General features: G+C 51.3%; 25 protein-coding genes and 2 pseudogenes. 5 read left to right on the top strand and 22 right to left on the bottom strand.

Going from position 1 to position 23160, the window contains the following annotated elements:
- Positions 1-75: 75 nt before the first annotated feature.
- Positions 76-783: a purine-nucleoside phosphorylase gene (deoD, locus tag JD108_RS11860; RefSeq protein WP_198826295.1), complete on the top strand. Its 708-nt coding sequence runs from the start codon at positions 76-78 to the stop codon at positions 781-783.
- A gap of 118 nt (positions 784-901) precedes the next feature.
- Here deoD and JD108_RS11855 read toward each other — a convergent pair whose 3' ends face one another.
- The 6 genes from JD108_RS11855 to JD108_RS11830 all read right to left on the bottom strand — a co-directional run bounded on the left by JD108_RS11855 (position 902) and on the right by JD108_RS11830 (position 6987).
- Positions 902-1570, bottom strand: coding sequence for a phosphatase PAP2 family protein (locus tag JD108_RS11855; protein WP_198826294.1), 669 nt, complete (start codon positions 1568-1570; stop codon positions 902-904).
- Between the two features lie 1521 nt (positions 1571-3091).
- Entirely contained in the window at positions 3092-3910 is an 819-nt protein-coding gene (locus JD108_RS11850; RefSeq protein ID WP_198826293.1) for a sensor histidine kinase, read from the bottom strand.
- On the bottom strand, positions 3862-4524 hold the full coding sequence (locus JD108_RS11845; protein ID WP_198826292.1) for a GAF domain-containing protein: 663 nt from the start codon (positions 4522-4524) through the stop codon (positions 3862-3864). Before JD108_RS11845 ends, JD108_RS11850 begins: the two co-directional genes overlap by 49 nt.
- 786 nt (positions 4525-5310) lie before the next feature.
- A complete protein-coding gene (locus JD108_RS11840; RefSeq protein WP_198826291.1) occupies positions 5311-5547 on the bottom strand; it encodes a thioredoxin domain-containing protein in 237 nt (78 codons plus the stop codon).
- On the bottom strand, positions 5534-5965 hold the full coding sequence (locus tag JD108_RS11835) for a MerR family transcriptional regulator (RefSeq protein WP_198826290.1): 432 nt from the start codon (positions 5963-5965) through the stop codon (positions 5534-5536). Before JD108_RS11835 ends, JD108_RS11840 begins: the two co-directional genes overlap by 14 nt.
- A gap of 260 nt (positions 5966-6225) precedes the next feature.
- Positions 6226-6987, bottom strand: a complete 762-nt coding sequence (locus JD108_RS11830; protein WP_198826289.1) for a GNAT family N-acetyltransferase — start codon at positions 6985-6987, stop codon at positions 6226-6228.
- Positions 6988-7195: 208 nt separating this feature from the next.
- On the opposite strand from JD108_RS11830, the gene JD108_RS11825 reads away from it, so the two are divergent.
- Entirely contained in the window at positions 7196-7513 is a 318-nt protein-coding gene (locus JD108_RS11825) for a hypothetical protein (protein ID WP_228728126.1), read from the top strand.
- A gap of 441 nt (positions 7514-7954) precedes the next feature.
- Complete coding sequence (locus tag JD108_RS11820; RefSeq protein WP_198826288.1) at positions 7955-9409, top strand: SulP family inorganic anion transporter; 1455 nt, start codon at positions 7955-7957, stop codon at positions 9407-9409.
- Positions 9410-9479: 70 nt separating this feature from the next.
- On the opposite strand, the gene JD108_RS11815 is transcribed toward JD108_RS11820, so the two are convergent.
- From JD108_RS11815 to JD108_RS11805, 3 genes are all read right to left on the bottom strand, one after another.
- Positions 9480-9641 carry a hypothetical protein gene (locus tag JD108_RS11815; protein WP_198826287.1) on the bottom strand — a complete coding sequence of 54 codons (162 nt, stop codon included), beginning with the start codon at positions 9639-9641 and terminating at the stop codon, positions 9480-9482.
- Between the two features lie 151 nt (positions 9642-9792).
- On the bottom strand, positions 9793-10350 hold the full coding sequence (locus tag JD108_RS11810; protein ID WP_198826286.1) for a spore coat protein: 558 nt from the start codon (positions 10348-10350) through the stop codon (positions 9793-9795).
- Between the two features lie 233 nt (positions 10351-10583).
- On the bottom strand, positions 10584-11141 hold the full coding sequence (locus tag JD108_RS11805) for a hypothetical protein (RefSeq protein ID WP_198826285.1): 558 nt from the start codon (positions 11139-11141) through the stop codon (positions 10584-10586).
- 159 nt (positions 11142-11300) lie between these two features.
- Here JD108_RS11805 and JD108_RS11800 point away from each other — a divergent pair, with 159 nt between their 5' ends.
- Positions 11301-11522 carry a hypothetical protein gene (locus JD108_RS11800; RefSeq protein ID WP_198826284.1) on the top strand — a complete coding sequence of 74 codons (222 nt, stop codon included), beginning with the start codon at positions 11301-11303 and terminating at the stop codon, positions 11520-11522.
- A 116-nt stretch (positions 11523-11638) separates the two neighbouring features.
- Here JD108_RS11800 and JD108_RS11795 read toward each other — a convergent pair whose 3' ends face one another.
- The 8 genes and pseudogenes from JD108_RS11795 to JD108_RS11760 all read right to left on the bottom strand — a co-directional run bounded on the left by JD108_RS11795 (position 11639) and on the right by JD108_RS11760 (position 18053).
- Positions 11639-12916 carry an MFS transporter gene (locus tag JD108_RS11795; protein WP_323958369.1) on the bottom strand — a complete coding sequence of 426 codons (1278 nt, stop codon included), beginning with the start codon at positions 12914-12916 and terminating at the stop codon, positions 11639-11641.
- 202 nt (positions 12917-13118) lie between these two features.
- Complete coding sequence (locus JD108_RS11790; protein WP_198826282.1) at positions 13119-13694, bottom strand: class I SAM-dependent methyltransferase; 576 nt, start codon at positions 13692-13694, stop codon at positions 13119-13121.
- A gap of 42 nt (positions 13695-13736) precedes the next feature.
- Positions 13737-13997: a metal-sensitive transcriptional regulator gene (locus JD108_RS11785; protein WP_198826281.1), complete on the bottom strand. Its 261-nt coding sequence runs from the start codon at positions 13995-13997 to the stop codon at positions 13737-13739.
- 202 nt (positions 13998-14199) lie between these two features.
- Positions 14200-14388, bottom strand: coding sequence for a capping complex subunit for YIEGIA (locus tag JD108_RS11780; protein ID WP_198826280.1), 189 nt, complete (start codon positions 14386-14388; stop codon positions 14200-14202).
- Between the two features lie 2 nt (positions 14389-14390).
- Positions 14391-15299: a YIEGIA family protein gene (locus tag JD108_RS11775; RefSeq protein WP_198826279.1), complete on the bottom strand. Its 909-nt coding sequence runs from the start codon at positions 15297-15299 to the stop codon at positions 14391-14393.
- Positions 15300-15427: 128 nt separating this feature from the next.
- Positions 15428-16963: pseudogene (locus JD108_RS11770) on the bottom strand (solute symporter family protein).
- 2 nt (positions 16964-16965) lie between these two features.
- Positions 16966-17277: a DUF485 domain-containing protein gene (locus tag JD108_RS11765; RefSeq protein WP_198826278.1), complete on the bottom strand. Its 312-nt coding sequence runs from the start codon at positions 17275-17277 to the stop codon at positions 16966-16968.
- Between the two features lie 299 nt (positions 17278-17576).
- On the bottom strand, positions 17577-18053 hold the full coding sequence (locus JD108_RS11760) for a hypothetical protein (protein WP_198826277.1): 477 nt from the start codon (positions 18051-18053) through the stop codon (positions 17577-17579).
- Positions 18054-18248: 195 nt separating this feature from the next.
- Here JD108_RS11760 and JD108_RS11755 point away from each other — a divergent pair, with 195 nt between their 5' ends.
- Positions 18249-18455, top strand: a complete 207-nt coding sequence (locus tag JD108_RS11755; protein ID WP_198826276.1) for a CDGSH iron-sulfur domain-containing protein — start codon at positions 18249-18251, stop codon at positions 18453-18455.
- A 132-nt stretch (positions 18456-18587) separates the two neighbouring features.
- Here the strand turns inward: JD108_RS11755 and JD108_RS11750 are convergent, their stop codons facing one another.
- The 5 genes and pseudogenes from JD108_RS11750 to infC all read right to left on the bottom strand — a co-directional run.
- On the bottom strand, positions 18588-18947 hold the full coding sequence (locus JD108_RS11750; RefSeq protein ID WP_198826275.1) for a Lin0512 family protein: 360 nt from the start codon (positions 18945-18947) through the stop codon (positions 18588-18590).
- 14 nt (positions 18948-18961) lie between these two features.
- Positions 18962-19162: a hypothetical protein gene (locus tag JD108_RS11745; protein WP_198826274.1), complete on the bottom strand. Its 201-nt coding sequence runs from the start codon at positions 19160-19162 to the stop codon at positions 18962-18964.
- Positions 19163-19177: 15 nt separating this feature from the next.
- The gene (locus tag JD108_RS11740) at positions 19178-20092 is read right to left on the bottom strand and encodes an aldo/keto reductase (protein WP_198826273.1); all 915 of its coding nucleotides are present in this window, start codon (positions 20090-20092) and stop codon (positions 19178-19180) included.
- Between the two features lie 378 nt (positions 20093-20470).
- Positions 20471-22723, bottom strand: coding sequence for an S-layer homology domain-containing protein (locus JD108_RS11735; RefSeq protein WP_323958421.1), 2253 nt, complete (start codon positions 22721-22723; stop codon positions 20471-20473).
- A gap of 138 nt (positions 22724-22861) precedes the next feature.
- Positions 22862-23119: pseudogene (gene infC, locus JD108_RS22685) on the bottom strand (translation initiation factor IF-3); the annotation flags it as partial.
- Positions 23120-23160 lie beyond the last annotated feature (41 nt).

Genomic DNA, 23160 nt, shown 5'->3' with positions numbered 1-23160 from the left:
TGATTTTGCTTTTTTTCCTATTTATAGTACGATAAGCGAGTAGGAAAATATCGAGTAGGAAAAGGGGCAGATGTCATGAGCGTCCACATTGGAGCAAAACAAGGCGAAATCGCTGAAACCATATTGCTGCCGGGCGACCCGCTCCGGGCCAAATACATAGCGGAGACCTTCCTGGAAGATGCCGTATGTTACAATCAGGTGCGCAATATGCTCGGATATACGGGTACCTACAAAGGTCAGCGCGTATCCGTGCAAGGGACAGGCATGGGCGTACCCTCCATCTCCATCTACATCCATGAGCTGATGGCAGAATACGGCGTCCAAAACCTGATTCGCGTCGGCACCTGCGGGGCGATCCAGGAGGATATCAAGGTGCGCGATGTCATTATCGCGATGTCTTCATCGACTGATTCCCAGGTAAACCGCCTGCGATTCAATCAGATCGATTATGCGCCAACCGCCGATTTCGAGCTGCTTCATCAGGCCTACCAGGCAGCAGTCGGACGCGGTTTGTCGGTAAAAGTAGGGAATGTCTTCACCAGCGATACCTTTTATCAGGAAAGCCTGGATCTCTACAAGAAACTGGCGAGCTACCAGGTATTGGCGGTCGAGATGGAAACGACGGCGCTCTACACGCTGGCAGCCCAATTCAAGCGCAAGGCACTGTCCATCTTGACCGTGAGCGACCACATCCTGACGGGGGAGGCGACTTCCGCGGAGGAGCGTCAGACCACCTTCAATACGATGATCGAGGTAGCCTTGGAGGCAGCCACTCGGAAATAGCCTGAATAAACCGATGATATCGAGGAAAACCCACAGCGAACAGTCGTTGTGGGTTTTGTCGTGGGTACGGGAGGCCCATCACGGCAGGTCTTCCGCATCGAGAAATTGTATGTCTCTCTTAGGAAGGGCCCGACTGACGAGCTCGCCGGCTGCGCCATTCGAGCACCAGGCGCAGGCCGATCAGGCAGATGACCAGCCATACGCCACCGGCGGCAAAGCCCGCAGCCACATCACTGGGGTAATGGACTCCGAGATAGATTCGGCTGTTTCCAATCAACAGGATCAGCAGCAGCGCGCCAAAGACAATCAAAAGTTTGGGCCAGACGTTTTTGAGAAACAGATAACAGAGCATGCCGATCATGCCGTACAGGATAATCGCATTCATGGAATGGCCGCTGGGGAAGCTGTATCCGGTCTCTTCGATCAGACGATGCAGCGTGGGCCGTTCGCGCTGGAAGATCCATTTCAGCAGCCAGTTGAACAGCGCGCCGCCCGCGAGAGCGACCGTCAGGAATAAGGCTTCCCAGCGCTTTCGCTGCCGGAACATGGTCAGTGCCGCGAGCAAAAGTACCCCCAGTAAGGTGAGCGGATCACCGAGAAAGGTAAAGAACTTCATCATGCTCGTCAGTTGCGGATGAATCATGGCTTGGGTTTTTGCGATGATAAGCTGATCAAACACCTGCAGTTTGTTTTGAATCAAATGATGGGCAAACACGAGAAACGAAATCAGAAAGAGAACCAGGAATAGAAAAGAAATGATGAAATACCTTTTTGCCGAAGCTGTCATTTGGATACGACCCTCATTTTTTCGTGATGAGTAGAATGTCTTTCGTTGTACCGGCTGATCGGATTCAGCATGAAAGGTTATTCTATCATGGAAAGCGCTATTCTATCTTGGAAAAGTGATTCTGCTATTTGTGGAGAGAATCGTTCCCTTTTTTTATCACCCTTTTTCTATCGGTAGAGAGGGGGGAGATCCGCATGAAGGCAAGAGGAAATTATGGTTAGTATGAGCAGGAAAGGTCATTTATAGACAAGTGATCCATAAGGGGAAGAAACGGTCAGCTGAGGGGGCATGAAGCGAGTCTGAAGTCCGGACAATGCCTAAGCATCCGAGCGGGAAGAGTGGGAAGGGAAAGTGCCCAAAGAGGCGGAATCGGCATGTTGAAATGGAATTGGGAGAAGAACGCGAAGTAGAGTGCCTGTTCGTGGCACTCGCTTTCGTTTGTTATTTATTTGTTTTTTGCTGGAGATAACGGGCCAGGTTATTCAAGGTATCCTCGTAAGTTCTGGGTTTCGGGGGAGTGCTGGTTGGCGGTTGTTTGGTCAGGAGTTTCATTTAATTTCCCTCCGTGTGAATTTAATATTACTTTCCTTAATTTTAGTATATATGAAAAGGTAAAAAATGTAAACGGTTATTTTGGATTTTTTTTGAAATATTTTTTTGAATGCCGGACTGAATCTGATGGATAGCTGCGTCGAGCACATGCGCATATGCGCTGAAGTTTGGATGATCTATATTCGCATCCCGGAAAAAGTATGTCGGATCATGGTCAGGATGCAGGCAAGCTTTACACTCTGACTCGGTGTTATAATCTATCGGATGGATGACAGATGGATGACTTGCCTGGATAATAATTCGATACAATACAGAAGCCATAATTCGTTGAACACGCTCCGGTCATCGTTCTCCTTGCTTTCCGGCAGGTGAGTATAGCGGGATATTACTTTTGGTGATTCTCCTTCTCGGTAATCTCGGTTTTATTTTGAGTCCGATAATATATATTATGTAAACTGATAAAGAAAGAATCAGTTAGCGGAATGTATCAAAGCGACGATGATTTATTCTTTTATATTGCAATTATTGCAGAAGCATTCCCGTGTTATTGATGAAGCTCAGCCTTCGGTCAGCTATTGGATACGATATGATGCGTTATCGCTGCAGTTGCTCCTGTATTGCTTCGGAAATTTGCCTGCCATTGAGTGAAAGCTTTTATGAAAATGGATGACAAATAGATCATATATCGGTGCAGCTACATACATGGTAGAAAATGATTAACCACAGTTGCAAGTAATCTTGGATGTCTTTGAGAGTACGATGGATCTGGTGAAAGAGAAAAGTTAAACTTTTCGTGAGCCCCTCTTGTGCTCATTCGTCTACTTTCACTTCAGTTCATGAAATGCTATTTTCATGAACTGAAGTTTTTTTATACATCCTTTCCATCCAACCTTCATTACATAGATAAATCACTTCCTTTCTTGATTGTCTATATCCATCACTACAAATGAAACGTCTAGATTTGGCTCCTTAAATTTTTGCGCATATTCCGCGATTTCCGCCGTTGACAAGCGCAACTTCCCTATCTTTGACATGTATATCCCCCATTTCTCGGCTACTACTCATGGGGTCAGATTTTCCACCCCAAGTAAAGAGGCACTGTTTCAAAATATTGCTGACAGATTCCTGGATCACGCGGAACAAATGGATTTCCACCTCGGGCCTGGGGCGAATCGCCTGTCCGCGAACAGAGAGATGTATTTCCATCATTCCTTGTTGCGAGCACGTTTTTGCCAAATCCTCCACCGCTCCGACGAAACCGAATTTTTGCAAGGGAAGCGGATGAAGATCATGAATGATGTGCCGCAGCTCATTGATGTTCTCCTTCGTCATGACGAGGAGCTTATCTAAAATCGACTTGACCTTTTGCGGCGATTGCTCGATTTCGTCCCGGCAATATTGCAGGTGAAAGTAGATTCCGGACATGGATTGATTGATCGAGTCATGGATTTCTTGCGCAATGCGCTTGCGTTCGTTTTCCTGGGCGGCTAACTGCATGGCGCGAAGGTGTGAATTCATTTCCTTGCTTTTTTCCACTTCCAGAAACAAATACGAATTAATCAGGGCAAGCGAGATTGTTTTTACAATCCCTTCCATCACTTCCAGCTCGGACGGTGCCCATCGATAAGCGGTATGTTTCCCGATGATCAGACAGTGACGCTTGTCCCTGTGCGAGAACATGACATACTTTGCCGTCTTGAGGCCAAATTTCCCAAAGAAATTAACTTGGCAGATGTCGCCTAGCTCAGGCTCATAATGATTGACGAGGTTGGGTTCTTGTTGAAACATCCAAACTTGATGCTGTCGTCATATCTTAGCAGCAACCCATCGTATCTTCCCTGTGTCTGTACCCGTACATGGCGGTCATTTGTGATGGTTACGAACATCACTTTTGCTTTGAACACCCGGCCCAACTCACTCGTCAGCAAGTGGATCAGGTACGCCTGGTCCAGGCAGGATGACAATCGTTGGTTCAATTGAACGAGTTCTCTTAGCTTCGTCGTAACCGCATCAATCGGCTCAAACAGCTTGGCATTTTCGCTGGCGACACCGATCTGCAAGCCAATTGATTCAATCAGTGAAATATCTTCGCTGGAAAATTCACGGTGTTCCCGGGTAAATACGTCTAATACCCCGATTGTTTCTTTTCTCACTTTTATCGGCACAGACAGCAGGGATTTGTATTCTTCAAGCTGCGGACGCTTGTTATAGAATTGGACGAGATCTTCCGTAACGATTGTTTTCCCGTCTCTAACCACCGTTCCCCCGATAAAATCCGTCGGCAATTTGCGGAGTCGTTTCATCGATTCAGGAGAAATGCCATAGAAATGCTTGGCGACAAAATAATCCCCGGTGGAATCCAGAAAATAAACCACCGCAGCATCAAAATTTGAGGGTTTCAATGCATTGGGTCACAGCTTTGTACAATAATTTATCCAGGCTCAATGTTTCGCTCAAGGCAATGGATACTTTACTCAAAGCCTGGATTCTCGTTAGGTTGGCAGTCTTCTTTTGCTCAGCGTGCATGAAGGCCCTCCGGGAGTGATAAGGTAGTTATGCGGACAATTCAGAATACGGCCCATCTTTTCATACGCTATATTTTACTATATAACGTTCGTTCGATGTATCCAGGCTATCGATCATACAGACACGTGCCGACCGAGATCGCTCCAGGACCCCATCCGTTCCGCGGTCGCCTCCCACCAATGCGGTTGTCGCCGTATGCAGCACAGCGGACCTTGGAATACACAATCTCCGGTTTGGGCCGCTATTTTCCCACCAGACAAAGGCGTATTTCGTAACTTATGAAGGTACTGTCTGCCAGAACTAAACTCCACTTCAAAAAAATTAGAACTCTAAATTAGAACTCTAGTTGAGCCTATTGGCAACACTAGAGTTCTAACTATAATTTTAGGCTATATGTCGAAAGTGTATTACATGTGGTCCTAATTTGTACCGTCAGGATAAAGATTTTTTTTAGCCTTCCAAGCGAAATTGTTCGATGATTTTGTACTGATCGACCAAAGGCTGCCACGAGTAACAGTAGTTCTATCGTAGTCATTTCGTACCAATCTTGCTTAAATAGTTACATATCATCGCCACTTAATCCCTTTGTCAAAACAAAAAATATTTCACGGATTATCATTTTTGCAAAAACAGGGAATCAGTATGCGGAAATTTCCGAGAAATTATCTTACTTCCTCCACTTTCAGCGTTTCCACATCAATCACTTTTCCATTCAGCACAACACACGGCAAGGATTGAATGCCGTATCGTTTCGCGATCTCTTCCATTTCCGCAGTCGCATTGCTTTGATGGAGATCATAGACCACCACTTCACACTTGGAACACGCCGCCTCCTGTACCTGGTTGACGATCTCTTCACACAAGTAAGTTCCGGCTGTAAACACTTCAATTCTCGCCACTATTCTTCCCTCCGTTGGCTACATTTTGGATGATCAGGCAGTCGTTTTTGGATAGCAGCACGTGCGGATCGGACCTGTGGGCCACCATCTCCAAAATGGATTTAAACCTGTTCAATTGCTGGATTTTTTCATCGATTTGGCGTATCTTCTCTACGGCAAATTGTTGCATCTCTTCTACGGGTAAGTAGTCCTCTGTCTTGTAAATGCTCAAAAGCTTCTTGATCTCTTCCAGGGTAAATCCTAAGTCTTGCGCTCGTTTGATAAACTGAATGTCGTGCACGGTTTCCGCTGATAGCATGCGATATCCCGAACTGGTTCGTGGCGGGATGGGTAACAGGCCTCTCCTTTCGTAATAGCGGATGGTTTCGATATGAACCCCTGCTTCTTTGGCAGCTTGACTTGCCGTTAGCCAATGCATGAATAAACCTCCTTATGCGATAGTATCCACCCTGTATGTAGGTACGGAGTCAAGGAACTTTTTCTTCAATCGGTTTCCGCAAATGGCCGCTATGGTCGAGATACCAGACACTTCCCTTTTTCCTCACGCCGTGACTTGGAACCGGCCGAAAAGTCATATGCAAAACCAATGCGAGCAAAAACGGGTCATAGCCTGGATGCATGTTTCCAGTTATGACCCGGATACTGGCATGTATAAATGGTTGCCTGTGTTCTAAGAGCTTACGTGTCTAACAATCGGTAATGGTATTCGTACATGAAGGTAAACCCCAATTTGCGATAGAGCGACAAGGCAGGCGCATTATCTTGCAAGACCTGTAAATACAATTGATCGGCACCGTTCGACCAAGACCAATCAGCAAGAGAACGGACCAGAGCGGTCGCCGCTCCCCTTCCCCGGTGCTGCGGATCCACAATAATATTGCTTAGACCGGCCCAGCCTCTCTCGGCTACAGCAGTCCCAAGCGCGACCACTTCGCCCTGATCGCGGAGGATCACGAACGCTTTCTTCGGACCGATCGCGGAAAATATATGGACATACCCCTCATACGAGTCGGGCGAGTAGCCTTCCAAGCGCAAAAAATCGAGGATCCACTCCCGGCTCGCTTCTCCTGCGAATTCGCAAGCAAACGGTTCGGCCATCCCTGAGCGATTCATCAGGTCCCGGCAGTGGGCGATCATCGTATAACACGCCTCGGTCTTGCGATATCCGGCAGCAGCCAGCATCCCGTCCAGTCCAGCAGGCGACGTCTGACTTATATAGTAGCAAGGTGAAAGCGACCGTCTCCGATAGAAGTCCTCGACGATCCCCATCCATTCCTCATGCTCGGGAAACGGGCCGCATGCAAAGACACTGTTCGCCCGCTTCGTTTCATCGCTGTTTATCCGCAGCCTCCACGCTCCCAGCGTTTGCTGGATGTATGCGGGCCAGCTGTTGGCCGCGAGCTCTTCAATTAACCGAATCTGTTTTGCGTCTCCCCTCATGTCTGCTCCTCCCGTATCAACCGATTGCACCATCTGCCACTGGCTGCATTTTTATTCATTTTGCAGAATTCTTTGTCGCTTTTCAAGATTTCTTTCATCCACAGCAGGTCTTCGTCCGACGCCACTTCCTATCCGCTTTGCCGCAAGCGGTGTTACAATGGGGGAGACATAGCGCATGATGCCGCTGGAAAGCTGGGAGGTCGGATTCATGACAAGTACGGAAAAGGTCATGCGAGAGCTGAAAGAAATGCTGTCACGCTGGAACATGATGTCGGCGGCTGATCAGGACGACGCTGAGTCTGCCGCCGATACCTTTGAGTCTTCTTTCTACGCATTCATGGATGCGGTCCGGGAATGGACGGATGGCTTGGATCCGCGTCCGGCTGCCGTCGAGGATTTGCTGGAACTCCCGCTGATTACGGAGATTGTCGAGCAGCTTCCCGCCCCTCTTCTGTTAAACTTTGAGACGGAAGCAGAGCTGATCATCGAGAGGCAATTCCGGATCGACGAGGATAAGTACGACTAAACCGCCATTCCGTTTTGAAATGCGAGAAGAAGCTCTCCATCGAGGCATTGTCATCGCGACGGCCTCTCCTAACATGCTGATATGGGCGCCAACCTTCTGCAGCATGTCATGGCAAACGTAAGACGTGTACTGGATCCCCTGGTCGCTGTAAACGATCAGTCCGGTCACGTCTTTCGTCTTTTCCAAAGCTTCCTCAAAGGTCCAGCTCATTGTCGTCTCGAGCTCCCGTGTGGCCAGCGACACTCTCGATATTGTGTGTCGTTTTCAAGTAAAAGGAATAGCCAGCCCTGGAGACTTCAAACAGCTTGCAAAGGGACTGTCAGAATTTTTTACTACTGGTCAAATCAATAAAGTTTCGCTATAATCGATAACTGTCTATAACGGCCCCGACTTTTCTGAGAGGGGAAAGTCACCCATTTCATGATAGAAAGAGGTTATGATTTGAACATCGAACAATTGAAAAAAGAATGGTTTTGCAATGTACGCGGCGACATTCTGGCGGGCATGACCGTCGCACTCGCGCTGATTCCCGAAGCCATTGCATTCTCCATCATCGCCGGCGTCGATCCCATGGTAGGCTTGTACGCGTCTTTCTGCATCGCCGTACTCATCGCGTTCGTCGGAGGACGGCCGGGAATGATCTCGGCGGCTACGGGTGCCATGGCTTTGCTCATGACCACGCTGGTAAAGGAGCATGGACTGGAGTACCTCTTCGCGGCGACGGTTCTCACCGGCATGATTCAGTATCTCATGGGAGTATGCAAAATCGGCAAGCTGATCACCTTTGTGCCCCATTCCGTGGTGATCGGTTTTGTCAATGCCTTGGCCATTCTCATTTTTATGGCGCAGCTGCCGCATTTTATCGGCACGTCGTGGGAGATGTACGCGATAGTCGCGGGGACACTGGCGATCATCTACCTCCTCCCCCGCCTTACCAAAGCCGTTCCTTCCGCATTGGTCGCAATTATCGTGATGACGGCATTGGCGATCTTCGGCGGATTGGATTTGCGGACCGTGGGCGATATGGGCCAAATCACAAGGTCGCTTCCATCTTTTCATCTGGCGGCGGTTCCGCTCAACTGGGAAACGCTTTCGATCATTTTGCCGTACTCTTTTCCGCTGGCACTGGTTGGTATTCTGGAATCTCTGATAACGGCATCGATTATCGATGAGATGACGGATACGCGCAGCCATAAAAATAAAGAGGTCAAAGGGCAAGGCATCGCCAATATCGTCACCGGCTTCTTTGGAGGAATGGCAGGCTGCGCCATGATTGGTCAATCCGTGATCAACGTCAAGTCCGGCGGCCGCGGCCGTCTTTCGACATTTGTCGCTGGCGCGTTTCTGCTGTTTTTGATCCTGATGCTGGGCGATATCGTCAAGCAAATTCCGATGGCGGCGCTGGTCGGTGTCATGATCATGGTGTCTGTCAGTACCTTTGATTGGCAGTCCGTCAGAAATCTGCACAGGGTCCCTCTCAGCGATTCCCTCGTGATGATCACGACGGTAGCGATTGTGGTAGCCACCCACGATTTGGCCAAGGGAGTCATCGCCGGAGTGATCATCAGCGCACTCATCTTCGGCTGGAAGATGGCAAAGCTCAAGTCCACCGCCATGATCGCTCCCTCGGGAGAAAAAGTATATGCCATTTCCGGCCAGCTCTTCTTTGGCACGATGACCCATTTCGTCGAAGCGTTCGATTACCAGCATGATCCTGCGCACATCATCATCGATTTTCGCCACTCCCACGTATGGGATCATTCAGCCGTGAACGGCATCGAGAAAGTAATGCTCAAATATCAGCAGTTCGGAAAGCAAGTCACGATCATCGGACTAAATCAAGAAAGTCAGCTCCTGATAGACCGGATGGGTGTGGCCGCTCCGTCCAGGCGCTAACAAAGAAAAGCATGCTGACCGCAACAAGAAGATCAGCATGCTTTTTCTATTCATGTTCACGCCGGATACCTCAATATACGCCGGATGAACCAGGGGCGCCCGGGTGCTCGGGCGGTTCGACTTGCACTTCTTTCTCCGTCTTGCGGGTTTGGAACAGATCCGTAGCGCCGGCCATGTGGGTTCCCAGTATCTCCAGTTCTTCGTTTTTGTTCTCTTTTTGATCAGTGGACAAGTGACTTCGCCCTCCTTCTCACCAGTCAATTATGTATAGTTTGTTCCCGGAGACTGCTTTCTAACCGCAATCCCCGTGAATTCCGATGAATCCACAGACCAGCGCGCGCTTCCGGCTGCACACTGGTCTGTTTTTTTACTCAGGGGCAAAATCAAATCAATACGGGCTGCTCTTTGAATGCGTTAATCATGGTGTTCATGGTGTGATCAGCCAGCTGAGGCGCTTGGTAGTACCCTTTCATGTTCATGTACTGCCATGTTTCATACGCCATCTGTTGACAGAGATTGGCTCCGTTGACATGGTACTGGCGGATTTGCGGGTCTACGCACTCGTTCGCCCAGAGCATGCCGATAGCCGAACCTGCTTTATGCCAGTTCAGCATGATCGTCGCAATGGTCATGTCGGACAGACGGTTTGGATGCGGATTGGGCGCCATCATTTGCGGGTTGTTCAGACCTACTGCCGTTTGTTGCGTCGTGCGCATCATCCCCATGCCTGGCGCGGACTGCATGTTCACGCCTTTGCCCATCAACAGGTTAACCCCTTGCTGGTAGGCGTTGATAATGCTCCGCTGATGGTTCAGAATCATGTTTTTGAGCTGCGGGTCTTGAGCCATGTCAGCGAACAGGCCATGCATTTCGATTCCTGCGTGTTTGGTGCGCAGGGCTTCCTGTGTTTCCAAAAATTCATGCGCCGCAAATTTGTGCATGAATGGACCTCCTATGTCGTGGTTTGGTGTACAGAGTACAACCCACTATAAGACTTCCCGCAGCGGGAGGACATTATGTATGGAACCAGGACACCGGCAGATTTCCCGTCCCCCTCGGAAGCCAATAAAAAACCAGCGCACTTGGCTGGTCCAAAGCACGCTGGTTCTCTTGTTCGCATTGCGATCCACTTGTTTACTTTCGAGTCGGAATTTCTAGCGGAGCGCTTCCTGGATTAAAAGTTACCGTAGCCAAAGCCTCCGTCACGGGAAATCTGATTGCGGACTTGCTGCGCATCCGTACCTGCGAAGCCAGGCTGGAAGATCGCTTGCGCACCACCGCCGAAAGCGGCTGGGATTCCTGCAGTCCCTACGGATTGGCCGAAACCGGCATTTGCAAAGTTCGGTTGCACGCCAAAACCGATGTCGCGCGCGATCTCATTGCGAACTTGCTGCGCGTCAGTACCGGCAAAGCCAGGCTGGAAAATGGCTTGCGCACCGCCTCCAAACGAAGCAGGCACACCAGCGTTTCCTGCGGTTTGAGCAAAGCTCTGTTGCGCGCCGGTGTAACCATATCCGCCGTCACGGGCGATTTGGTTGCGCACTTGCTGAACATCGGTACCGGCAAAGCCAGGCTGGAATACCGCTTGGGCTCCCCCGCCAAATGCTGCTGGGATACCAGCTGTTTGCGCTTGGTATGTAGCTTCATTGGACAAACCGAAGTTTGCCTGCCCGGATTGGAACCCGGTCACTGCTGCATTGGAAAATTGGTTGTTTTGAAAAGCATTTACCATTTGTCATATCCTCCTTGTTGTCTTTCATGTTCGTATTGTTTCCATTGACCAGTGAAATATTCCAGAAAAACCAAGGCCAAGAAAAATTAAAAAGACAACCGGATCGGGTTATGTTTCAAGCGCCAACCGGGAACAGATAGGGAGAAAGGAGAGATACTTGTGGAAAATAAATCTGTGTACTTTCCCGTCTCCTGGGATGATGCGGCCGATTACTCCCGTGCACTGGACGCGCTGGGTATTCCCTATGCGGTCGAGGATCCAACCGAAGGTCTCCCGCTTTCGCAAGGTCAGCTGGCGATCGTCTTGCCGCATATGCCCGCCAGGCAGTACAAGAAGGTCGTCTCCCTCTTTCATGGAGAGGGCGAGCATTATCCGCGCTAGCGTACAGCGCATGATGCAATGAAAAAAGGACAGAGCATCGGTCTCTGTCCTTTTTGTATGAGTGATGGGCGATCCTTCTCTGGCGGTGCCAGTTCGGTGTCCAGCTAAGCGGAATGCTAGTGCTGAGGCAATTGGATGGCTGCGGACGCTTTCGATATCCGCAGGGCCATGATGCTGGCAAAAAAGCAGAGCAAACCTGCCGTGAGAAAAGGCACCGTGTAGCTGCCGAGCACCTCCCTCATCAGCCCGGCGCTGTAGGTGGCTGCCGAAGCCCCGATCTGATGGGCGACGACGATCCAGCCGAAAATCATGCCGGAGGACTCTTTTCCAAACTCATTTGTGGCCAGTCTCACCGTGGGCGGAACGGTCGCGATCCAATCGAGGCCGTAGAATACCGAGAAAATCACGAGCATCGTCGGACCGGCTTCCAGTGCGTATGGCAAAAACAAAAGAGATAATCCCCGCAGACCATAATACCAAAAGAGCAGCTTTCGGCTGTCAAAGCGGTCGGTCAGCCAGCCGGAGAAGGTCGTCCCGATCAAATCAAAAACGCCCATCAAGGCAAGGACGCCGGCTGCTGTTACCACCGGGATGCCAAAATCCCCGCAAGCGGGTATGAGATGCGTGCCGATCAGGCCATTGGTAGAAAATCCACAGAAAAAGAAAGTGCCGGCCAAGAGCCAAAATGTCTTGTTTTTCAAACCGGTCCGCAGTGCATGCAGCGGCGCCAACATGATGTTTCCCTCAAATTTTGCCGGTTTTACAACCTCATCCATGCCGTAGGGAGACTGCCCCACCTCATACGGATGATTGCGCATCCAGATTGCGACGCACACCAGTACGAGGAGAATGACACCGACGGCCGCATAGATCGAAGTTCGCCACCCGGCTTCGATGGAGATTTTGGCCATGGCCGGCAGGAAGAGCAGCTGTCCCGTGGCAGCGCTGGCCGTCAGCAGTCCGACGACGACACCTTTTCTTTTGACAAACCAGTTATTGGCGACGGTGACCCCGAGGACATTGGCCATCATGCCTGTCGCCAGACCCGAGACCAGCCCCCACAGGATCTCAAACTGCCACAGGGATGTCATCAGCGGCGTAAGCGCCAGCGAACCCGCCAGCACCGCCAGCGAGAGGACCGTGACGCGGCGAATCCCGAATTTTTGCAACAATGCGGCAGAAAAAGGGCCCGTCAGGCCATACAAAAAGATGCCGATAGAGATGACGCTCGATATGCCTCCGCGGCTCCACCCGAATTCTTCCTCGAACGGCAGCATCAGAATGCTCGGCATGGAACGGATTCCGGCTGAGATCAGGAGGGTGGCAAACGTAATGGCGACGACCACCCATCCGTAGTGCATTCCTGCTTTCTTTTGGTTGTCTGTATTCTCCACCCTGGGGACCTCCATTTTCTCTGTCTCGTCTTTAGATTGAATTCCCTAAGAACTGCGTTTACCCTGATTGTATCGTTCCTTCCTATCGATTGTACCTCTTCAAAAATGCAAGATCGAACACGCAAGCGAGCACGCAAGAATTTCTGCGGCTAAAAAAGCATCTCTTGGCAATCCTTCCAAGAGATGCTGGCATCGCTGGCTCCTATTCGCTTTTCCGGGCGACCAGGATGTAATGAGCATCGGTCGGGAAATGGCGGGCAACAATTTCAAAGCCCGCGCTCGCAAACGCTTCGGCTAACTCGCTGGAACCGATCCGATGGTCCAGCGGAGGACCTTGCTCTGTCTCTTTCTTTTCCCATTCCAGACAAAAGCAGGTCCCACCCGGCTTCAGCAGCCTGTAAATCTCCTGCAGGCCGCGGTCGAGCGGTTCGACCTCATGCAGCACGAGTGAGGCAATCACATGCTCGACCAGCTGATCCGGCAGCGGGATCTCCTCGATCACGCCCTCTACATACTGTACGTTGGCCACCCCTGCCTCCTCGACCCTCTCTTGCAGGACGGCGAGCATCTGCGGTGCCACGTCGAGGGCATACACCGTCCCCTTCGTGATCTTCGCAGCCGGAATGGCAAAATAGCCTGTCCCCGCACCGATGTCCAGGATCGCATCCTGATTGTTGATCGGCAGCATGGCCAGCAGCTTCTCCGGGGGCAGCGCCTTGCGACGTTCCGGATTATCCAGCTTCGCCAGTTTGGCAGGATTAAATCTTTTCTCACTCATGCGACAGTCAACCTCCTGTTTTCTATCTGAATGCCCGTTCCCTTATCTGCTCTTGACTAACAGATCCACCGCTTCTCTGACCATCTTTCCGGTATCGCCGCCTTTGGCCATTTCCTCCAGGATGCACTGCTCCAGATTGGTCGCCACGATGACAGCCATCGCCCGGTCCGCTGCATTGCGCACAGCGGCGAGCTGAGCCACTACATCCTTGCAATCTTTCTCTTCTTCCATCATGCGAAGAATCCCTTTGATTTGACCTTCGATGCGGCGCAGCCGTTTTTTTACATCATCTGTATATTCCATGGATCATGATCCCCCTCCATACATGTACGCGTACCTGTATCCTAGTATAAAACAGCCAACCTGCAAAATACAGCAGAGAAGGCAGCTCCCAGTGAGGTTCCGGCCAAATATTTACGACAGCCGCCGCGTCCATTCGATCACGCTGTGACAGCATGAAAAAAATCATGCCTTTTGGCATCAGGCATGATTTTCTCGCGATGGTCTAGGATGATTTGGTGTGATCCACCAGGATATATGTTCCGTTTTTCAGGTCGTGTGCATTGGCGTCCAGGATTTTTTCCAGGTTGAGGATGAGGTGCTGCTGCTCCTCCTGATTTTTGGCATGAAACACCGGAACCCCGCCGGATACCTGCTGCGAATCGGTAATGACGACCGCAACGATTCGACTCATGTTCACTTCCCTCCTTTACTGCGAGCCGCCGATTCCGTTGGCATCCGTACGGCATTTTCCAGCACCGGGACGCGGCGTAATGCCTGCTTGGCGGTCTCGGTATCGGCAATTTGCGGCAAGATGAAGACAGCGAGCTCCCCCGTTTCCAGATTCAGCTTGGTCATCGGGATCAGCGCAGGCTCCCCCGAGTCGCGGTACACGCCGAGAATCGTCGAGAGGTTATGCAGGATGGCTTGTCTTTGGCCCAAATTGGCAATGGTCACCTTTACGTTTTGGTTTTTGGGTGTCACCATCAGGCCCATCCCATGCTTTTGGATGATCTTCTGATTGCTGGGCAGTCCGACGTTCATGATATAGACGGAATCGACATAGAGATCGGGACCCTCTACGCGTACCTGCGCCTCCCTGATGTCCGCGATCTGTCCGAGATTTTTGCCCGATTGAAAGATCTTCGCTACGATCAGCGACAAGAGTCCGGCAAGGATGCCCCAGTACCAGGCGAAGACGATGCCAAAAAAGGAGGCGACGAACGCGCTGAAGATGACGAGATAATTGCGCCCTTCAAAGACCATCGCAATCCCTTCGATGTAGGCATTTCCCCGAGGGACGAGCTCCATCTGGTCCACTTTCTCCAGACTTTGCCTCTCCATATTGCGAACATCACGAAATTGCTGTGCCGCAAGGGTGAGAAACGTCACCGCCGTATAGTCTTTATTCAGCAAGGCCGGGACCAGGATGGCTCCCAGGCCAGCCGCGATGATGGCCAAGGATAGGTGAATCAATTTGCCGTGAGGGTATGTGGGGTATTGCCGATAGTCCGTCCGCAGCATGTAAATTCGTGAGACGATGCCAAAAAATACGCCGATGATGACGCCAATTGTCTCAGGCTCGGTGAGAAACCAAAACTTCATGCAATCCCTCTTTCTTGTTGAATACATCCATTATATCCCCGCCGCGCGTATGGCAAACCCCGGGGGCGCTTGCAGCAGAAAAGGGCTCCCCAGCATCGAGCTGAGGAACCCTCTTTATGGGCGATCCATTACATTTCGGCACCCAAGCCGGTGTTAGACTTGACATCCATCTCCTCATAGCGTCCGTCCATCGGCTCCGGCTTCGTCAAAAGCGAGACGATGACGGAGGTGAGGAATCCGAGCGGTACACTGATGATCCCCGGATTGGCGAGCGGGAAGATGGCATTTGCTCCCATCACGCTCGGCCCGATCATCACCAGTGTCACGGCGCTAATCGTACCGGCCAGCATGCCGCTGACAGCCCCTGCCGTATTGAACCGCTTCCAGTACATGGAGAAGATGATGACCGGCAGGTTGGCGCTGGCTGCAATCGCAAAGGCGAGGGCCACCAGATAGGCGACGTTCTGTCCTTTCCCGAGAATTCCGATGAGAATGGACAATGCACCGATGACCAGCGCAGCACGGCGCGCAATGGTAAATTGCTTCTGCTGATCGGCGACGCCCCGTCTGAAGACGTTGGTGTAAATATCATGGGCAAAGGCTCCGGCAGCCGTGATCACCAGTCCGGCGACGACCGCGACAATCGTCGCAAAGGATACAGCCGCGATTGCTGCTTTAAAAATTTCTCCGCCGATGGTGCCCGGTCCGCCGCCCAGATACTGAGCGAGCAATGGAGCCGCCATGTTTCCGCCTTTGTCAGCCGCCCGGATCTCATCGGGGCCAACCAGCACGGAGGCACCAAAGCCGACGAACGCAATCAGGACGTAGAAGATGCCGATCAGCACCATTCCTCAGATGACCGACTTGCGCGCTTCCTGAGCCGTCGGCACCGTGTAAAACCGAATCAGCAGGTGCGGCAGGCCCGCGGTGCCCAAGATCAGCGCAATCCCCAGCGATACGAGATCAATCGGATTTTTGTACAGAATCCCCGGCGTGAGGAACTCCGCTCCGTTTTTCTCGATCACCGCGCCAAACAGCTTGGACGGATTAAAGTTAAAGGGAACGAACAGAATCAGGATGAGGGCGATGGTCGCAAACATCAATAAAACCGCTTTGATGATTTGTACCCAGCTGGTCGCCAGCATGCCGCCGAACAACACGTAGACGATCATCAGGACGCCGATGATCACGACGGAGGCCTCATACGGGATGCCGACCAGCAGCTGAATGATGACACCGGCTCCCACCATCTGCGCAAGCATGTAGAACATCGTGACCACCATCGTTACGAATGCCGTGGTCGTCCTCACCGGCGTCGGCTTCAGGCGATAGGCCAAAGCATCCGCCAGCGTAAATTTGCCGGAGTTGCGGAGCGGCTCCGCCACGATGTAGAGAACGACGACGTACCCCATCAGCCATCCGACCGCATACATGAAGCCATCGTAGCCGTTCAGAGCTACCAGGCCCGCGATGCCGAGAAAGGATGCGGCACTCAGATAGTCACCGGCGATAGCCAACCCGTTTTGCCAACCGGTCAGGGCCCGTCCCGCTGCATAAAAATCCTCCGTGCTGCGATTTCGCTTGGAGGCCAGGTACGTCACGTACATCGTGAGCGCAATAATTGCCAAAAAGAGAAATATTCCGACTATTTTCGCCGTACCCATACTCAAGCCCCCTTGCTGTACTTCGAATATTTACTCAGAATTTCACTGGCTCTTTGGTCAAATTTGCGGGCCCTTAGGACGTAAACAAAAGCAAGTCCCCATGCCACAATGTAATAACTAATACCAAAAAGATAGCCAAAAGTAATATTAGAAAAGACAAAGGAACCCATCAAATCTTTTGCGTAACCGGCCATCAGCGGAAGCGCTAAATAATAACAGACAAATAGGATGACGATGGGCCAAAGAAATTTGCTTTTGGAACGCTTGAACTCCTTAAACTCCTGTGATGCCGCAATTTTTTGAAAATCTTCCAACGCAAAACACCCCTAACATAATAAATAGTAATAGGTGTAATAACTAGATGAAAGACACTTGCTCTAAGTATAATGAAAAGTAATAATGATTGCAAACATTTGGAAGGAAAGTGAGACAGTTGGCAATTTACCTTGTATTTTCCTGTTTTTATTCTATGTGATGCCGCATTTTTGCATAACAACCACACAAAAATGAGTAAAAATACCCAGTTCCCGGGAATGAAAAAAAGCTCTTTCCACTAGGGAAAGAGCTCCTATATTCCTGATTTGTAGAGGCTGCTCCAATACTGCCGCATGAATTACTGCCGTTTGAAGCCTTCTTCGAGCAAATACCGTTCTGCCTCGACATAGGATTCAAACGCTTCTTCCAGATTTTCGCCCGCGTATACATGCCACAGATCACCTTCGCCTGTGAGCAGCAAGGTTTGATTGCCGGGCCCCACCCACACTTCTTGGCGGGCTTCCTCCGCAGCTGCTGTCGTATCGCGCGGCTCCGGCTTTTTCGAGAGGTATTCGATAGAGTCGCGAATGATCTTGCGGAGCTGCTCTTCTGTGTAATCCCGGATGTTTACCATGCCTTTGGGATTTGTCAGCTTCTTCGGCAAATGTCCCGCATACACGAAGCAGTTACCGTTCGGATGCAGATGATGCACGACGATTTTCTTGTCGTGAACGCTCTCTTCATAGTGGAAATTATAGCGGCCAAGCGATACGGCCTTCTTATGTAATTCGGGAAACGATTCGATAATCGCCAGTTTTTCTTCAAAAGTAAGCATGTCTTCCTCCATCGGCCAAGTCTCTTTATCCCCACGATTATATCATAGGCTCGCGGCAGATTACCAATCGGGAATAGCCCGGCACCCCGAGGGGATACTACTCTTCGGAAGAAGCCGGCAGCGGAGCGGCAAAAAAACCGCCTCAGACGGCTCCCTGCCATGTGTGGATGATTAAGCATGCGGAGGTGAAACAGCATGGCTGGAGAGAAAGTAACCATCAAAATCAACGACCATGGCTCCATTCGCGTCACCGGCGAGGTCGACCTGCTGGATGCGGAAGGAAATCGATTTGATGTCGGCAACACCTTTTCCCTTTGCCGCTGCGGCCAGTCGGGGACCAAGCCTTTCTGTGACGGGACCCATAAGAAAATCGAATTTGACAGTGCGCCTCGGGCTACGTAAACGGACTCCCCACTTCCCGATCCGCATGCTCAAAGCCAGACCTCTCCTCCCCAGCGAGCGTCTGGTTTTCTGTCGTGGCCCAAAAAGAAAGAGGCCTGCCGCAGCAGACCTGTTATGCACACATCCTGACTGTCAATAGCCAACCTCCACGGACGCGATGACGACATAGGCAAGATCGTTCTTATCGTCTTTGTCCGTCAGCACGACACCGCTGCTGGTCAGCATGCCCCCGTCAATCACTTCAAAGCTAACCTCGCCATAAGGCAATTCCTCTCTCACCGCATCCAGATCCAGACGGTCCCGGTCGCAAGGGACAGCCAGACGAACATGCACCTTCATTTGATTGATGTCATTGTCAGGCAAGACCGAACGCAAGCCCGGCATGGAATTATGATGGATGGCATTTTGCACCGCGCGGACGGCGGCCTTGGTCACGTCTTGACCGTGGAGATCAATCCCCATGCCGATTTCGATAAACATGACTTTGTTCAAGCGAACTCACTTCCCTAGATATGATGAGTAAAGAGATAGGACAGGAACAAATAGGCGCTGATCACGGAGCTGATCATGAACAAGACGCCGCTTTTGATCTTTTTCTGGACCAGATGCAGAAAGCCGAAGCAGAACAATACTCCGGTCACGCTAAAAAAGGCAATTCCAATCCAAAACACATTCCAGGACAATAAGGACAAATCTACGTTACCCAAAAAAACACCGCCTTGCTATATATTTTGCGGGTGGTCCGCACTCGCGAGATCGGCCGCTTTGGCGTTGGCCGCCACCTGCTCCGGGCTCTTGCAACCCGGTATGACGGCCGTCACCGCCGGATGTCTCAGACACCAGGCCAATGCCCATTGAGCCATATCCACACCGTCTGGGACCTCGCTTCTCTGGATTTCCTCCACCTGCGAAAGCAGGGAGTGCACCCGCTCTTGATCGTGATTGTGACGAACATCATTGGGAGCAAATTGCGCACCCGGCTTGTATTTCCCGCGCAAGTAGCCGCTCGCCAAAGGAACACGGGCCAAAACCCCGAGATCATGCTGCTGGCAGAGCGGAAATACCTGCTCCTCGGGTGTCCGGTCCAGTCGGTTGTAGACCACCTGAATCGTTTTTGCGTTTACCCTCGGCGCAGAGCCGGTCTGGTGGACATTGTCATTTTTCGCGATGGAGAGGCCCAGATGCCGGATTTTGCCCGCCTGTACCTGCTTGTCCAGCATGGTCCACAGCTCATCGTTATCAAAGGCTTCGTCCGGTCCCGAGTGAAACTGGTAGAGATCGATATAGTCCGTCTGCAGCGCTTGCAAGGAAGCATCCAGCTGCTTCACTACATCCTCTGGGGAATAGTCATTGGTCCGGGTAAACTTGTCGTGAAAATGATGGCCGAATTTGGTCGCCAGCACCCAGTCTTCGCGGCGGTCCTTTTTCAAAAAACCGCCGATCAAGCGCTCCGACAAATGATCGCCATAGCACTCAGCGGTGTCAATCAGATTGATCCCGAGTTCTTTTGCTTTTGCCAGAACGCGGTCTACTTCTTCCTGAGAGAAATCTATCCCCCATTCACCGCCAAATTGCCACGTACCAATCCCGATGACGGAAACCTTGAGTTCGGTCTTCCCCAATCTGCGATACTTCACATTAAATCCCTCCTGCGTCTTGCGCCCTGCTGCTCCCAGCAAGTGAATTTCTAACACTGGGCGATCATGCCTGGCTGACAAAGCTCGCTGATCCTGTTCGGCATATGCCGCCTGTTCATCCCGTTTGACAGTTCCTGCCCATCTCTTTAGCGAACGAAATGCTTTCGCGGATGGAAATCACCTACTAGTATACCTGATGGAGGAGAATCTCTACCAGCATGCATGGGTGATCGAATTCTACAATTCGATGAATTTGAACCGGCAGCGCTCATAAAAAAGACCCAGAAGCTGCCTCTTATGGCAAAAGGCAGCTCTGGATCTGGCGTTTGGCGCTTGACGGCGCTTGTTTTACGCTTGTTTACGGATTGTTTTCAATGGTTACCGCTTGTTTACGACGATCAGGTACACTTGGCCCTCGGCGTTCGTCCACAGATCGATCTCATCCGTCGACTTCAGCTGGCTTTCTTCCATTTCGGAACCATCGTAGTATTTGATCTTGGCATCTTTCGTCAGCTTCAGGCTGGTCGACACATTGGTATGGAATACGTAACGGTCGCCGTTCACACGGGATTCGATGCCGATGTAAGCCGCGCCTTCCACGGACGCCTTTCCTTGGGCAACTGCTTTGGTCACTTCGCCGTCGCGGTTCAGCGTCAAGGTCACCCATTCGAACTGATCCACTTCGTCTACCGCATCCGCTTCCAGGACGTCATAGCTTTTGCCATCCACGACAATCTCCGCGGAGGCAACCGAACCGTTTTCCTTCCGCACTTCGACGGATTCCACGATGCCGCTCACTGTTTTCGCTGCTCCTGTGACCGCTTTTACCTTGCCGTCATTGTTCAGGACGAGCGTATATTCTTTGTCGTTGGTCGCAGCGTTCGCGTCGATCGTCACACCCGACAGGAGGACGTACTCCTTGCCATTCACCGTGACGGTTCTTCCCGATTTTTCTGTGACGTAGCCTTTGACTGTCTGCTTCTCTGCGGTCAGCTCTACGATGTCATTGGTACCCAGATTGTATTTCCAGCTGATGATCCGGTAGTCGTTCAGTTGATCCGCCTTGATCGAGGTGGCGGAAACAGAGCTGCCATCGATGGTCAGCTTGGCGTTTGCCAGGATGTCGTAGGTTTTGCCGTCGACTTTGATCGTCGCCAGTTTCGCCGGGGTGCCTGCTGCATAAGCGGTTGTACCGTCTACCAGTTTGCCGGCAGATACGCCCACTCCTTGCTCGACTTTGATCAGATTTCCGTCTTCGTCAAAAGTGAGGACAGCTACTTGATCATCGCTCAGCTCGTCGAGTTCGTCCACGCGCTCTTCATCTACGTACAGCTTGGTGTCTTGAAGCACATCGTATTCTGCGCCATCAAAGCGGATCGTGTTGTCATTGGTGTCGACTTCGATGGATTGGGTCGTGCTCAGCTTGGTGGCAGTCACGGCTGACACTTTGCCGTCTACGTCCAGCGTCAGCTCTACGAGATCGCCTCTTTCGATGTCGGCAAAGGAGCCCGTCGCAGCTTTGGCCTGCGGATGTGCTTTCACTTTGATCGACGCATCGGTTGCGAGCTGATAAGTCTGATCATCCAGCTCGATCTCTTTCTTCGCTTTGGTGCCGCTCACCGTCGAGGTTTTTTTGACCAGACCGCTGACAGCGTTGTCCGTAATCGTAATAGATATGATTTTCCCGTCTTCGTCCATAACTGCGACGAATTTTTTTCCGATGTCGCTGCGTGTGACGGACACACCGGTTTCTACGTCGAGGATGACTTCTTTGCCGTTGACCAGCGCTCTGAACTTCTTCTCATCGCCGACAGCCGTCGTGAAGTTGAGTCCGGTTTTCACGATTCCCTGTACGATATTGGCGTCAGCCGTTACGACATTCAGGAATGCGATCTTTCCGTTCTTCAGGATGTACTCCACTTGTGCGCCGACGATGAGATTGCCGTATACTTGCGCATTGTCCGCGATGACGACTTCGCTTTTTTGACCGGCCAACTTCAGTTTGCTGCCCGCTTTGTCATAGGAAGCCACAGCCCCTTTGACGACCGGCAGCTTTTGAATCGTTCCGTCCGCATTGCCGTCCTTGTCGTAGTAGGCGCCGCTTGCATATACAGGGGTTTCCATGAAGGCATCCGTGTATTTGGCGACGACATCACGCTTCGCTGCGACGGTCGGGGTTTCTTTGGCATCGTAGAGACCTGCTTTGTTGGCCTCCAGCAGATACGGATGATACCATTGGCCGTTTGTCGAAGCGGGGACGCTGATTTTCAAACCCTGCACGTATACCGTCAAGGCTTCAGCTACTTTCACGTTGTTGTTTGGTTTGAAAGTCCCATCCGGGTAACCTTTGATGATCCCTTGCGACACCGCAAGATTTATGTATCCAGTCGCCCAGTGGTCGGCAGGCAGGTCTTTGAATGCCGTTTTTCCTTTCAGCATATTGGCCTGCTCTTCGGTAAAGCCCATTGCCATTACTGCAATTTTGGCGAATTCCGCACGGGTGACTTCCCGGTCCGGTCGAAACGTACCGTCTGTGTATCCCTTCAGGACACCGGCATAGTTCAGTTTCAGAATCGCGCTCTTGTGGGCATTTTGGGCAATGTCAGACAAAGGCAGCGGACTTGCGGCCATACCGGTGCCGGTTGCCGCGAGCATCCCGACCAAAATTGCGCCGGCCAATCCTGTTTTTGCCGATTTAGATTTGAGTACATTGAAGTTTTGCAAGCAAACTCCCCCAATTTTCAATTGATTTGAGAAAATGCCAGCGGTGAGCCGAATTTCTTTGATCTTGGCTCCTTTGGCTTCTTTCCGGTCCTTCTTTTTCTCCTGATCCCGCTCTGCCAAATAATCGCTCCGGCTTGCGAGCTTGCAGGGCGGCGGGCTGGCAGCAAGGGACAGACAGACCAGATCCACTTTCAGCTCTTTTGCCATTCGCAGCGCTTCTTTTGTGGGCAGGATGCCCAGATCTTCGCCCCGCAGGCCCGTGAGCTGCACTTCGGACGCTTTGATTTTTTCATTGAGCAGCATGCGGCTCCACCCTCTCGAGATTCATCATCTCTCTCATTTTC

Origin of the sequence: Brevibacillus composti (genome assembly GCF_016406105.1) — a bacterium.
GTDB classification, from domain to species: domain Bacteria; phylum Bacillota; class Bacilli; order Brevibacillales; family Brevibacillaceae; genus Brevibacillus; species Brevibacillus composti.
The sequence above is the reverse complement of the archived record's forward strand: the minus strand, read 5'-3'. Positions and strand labels throughout refer to the sequence as shown.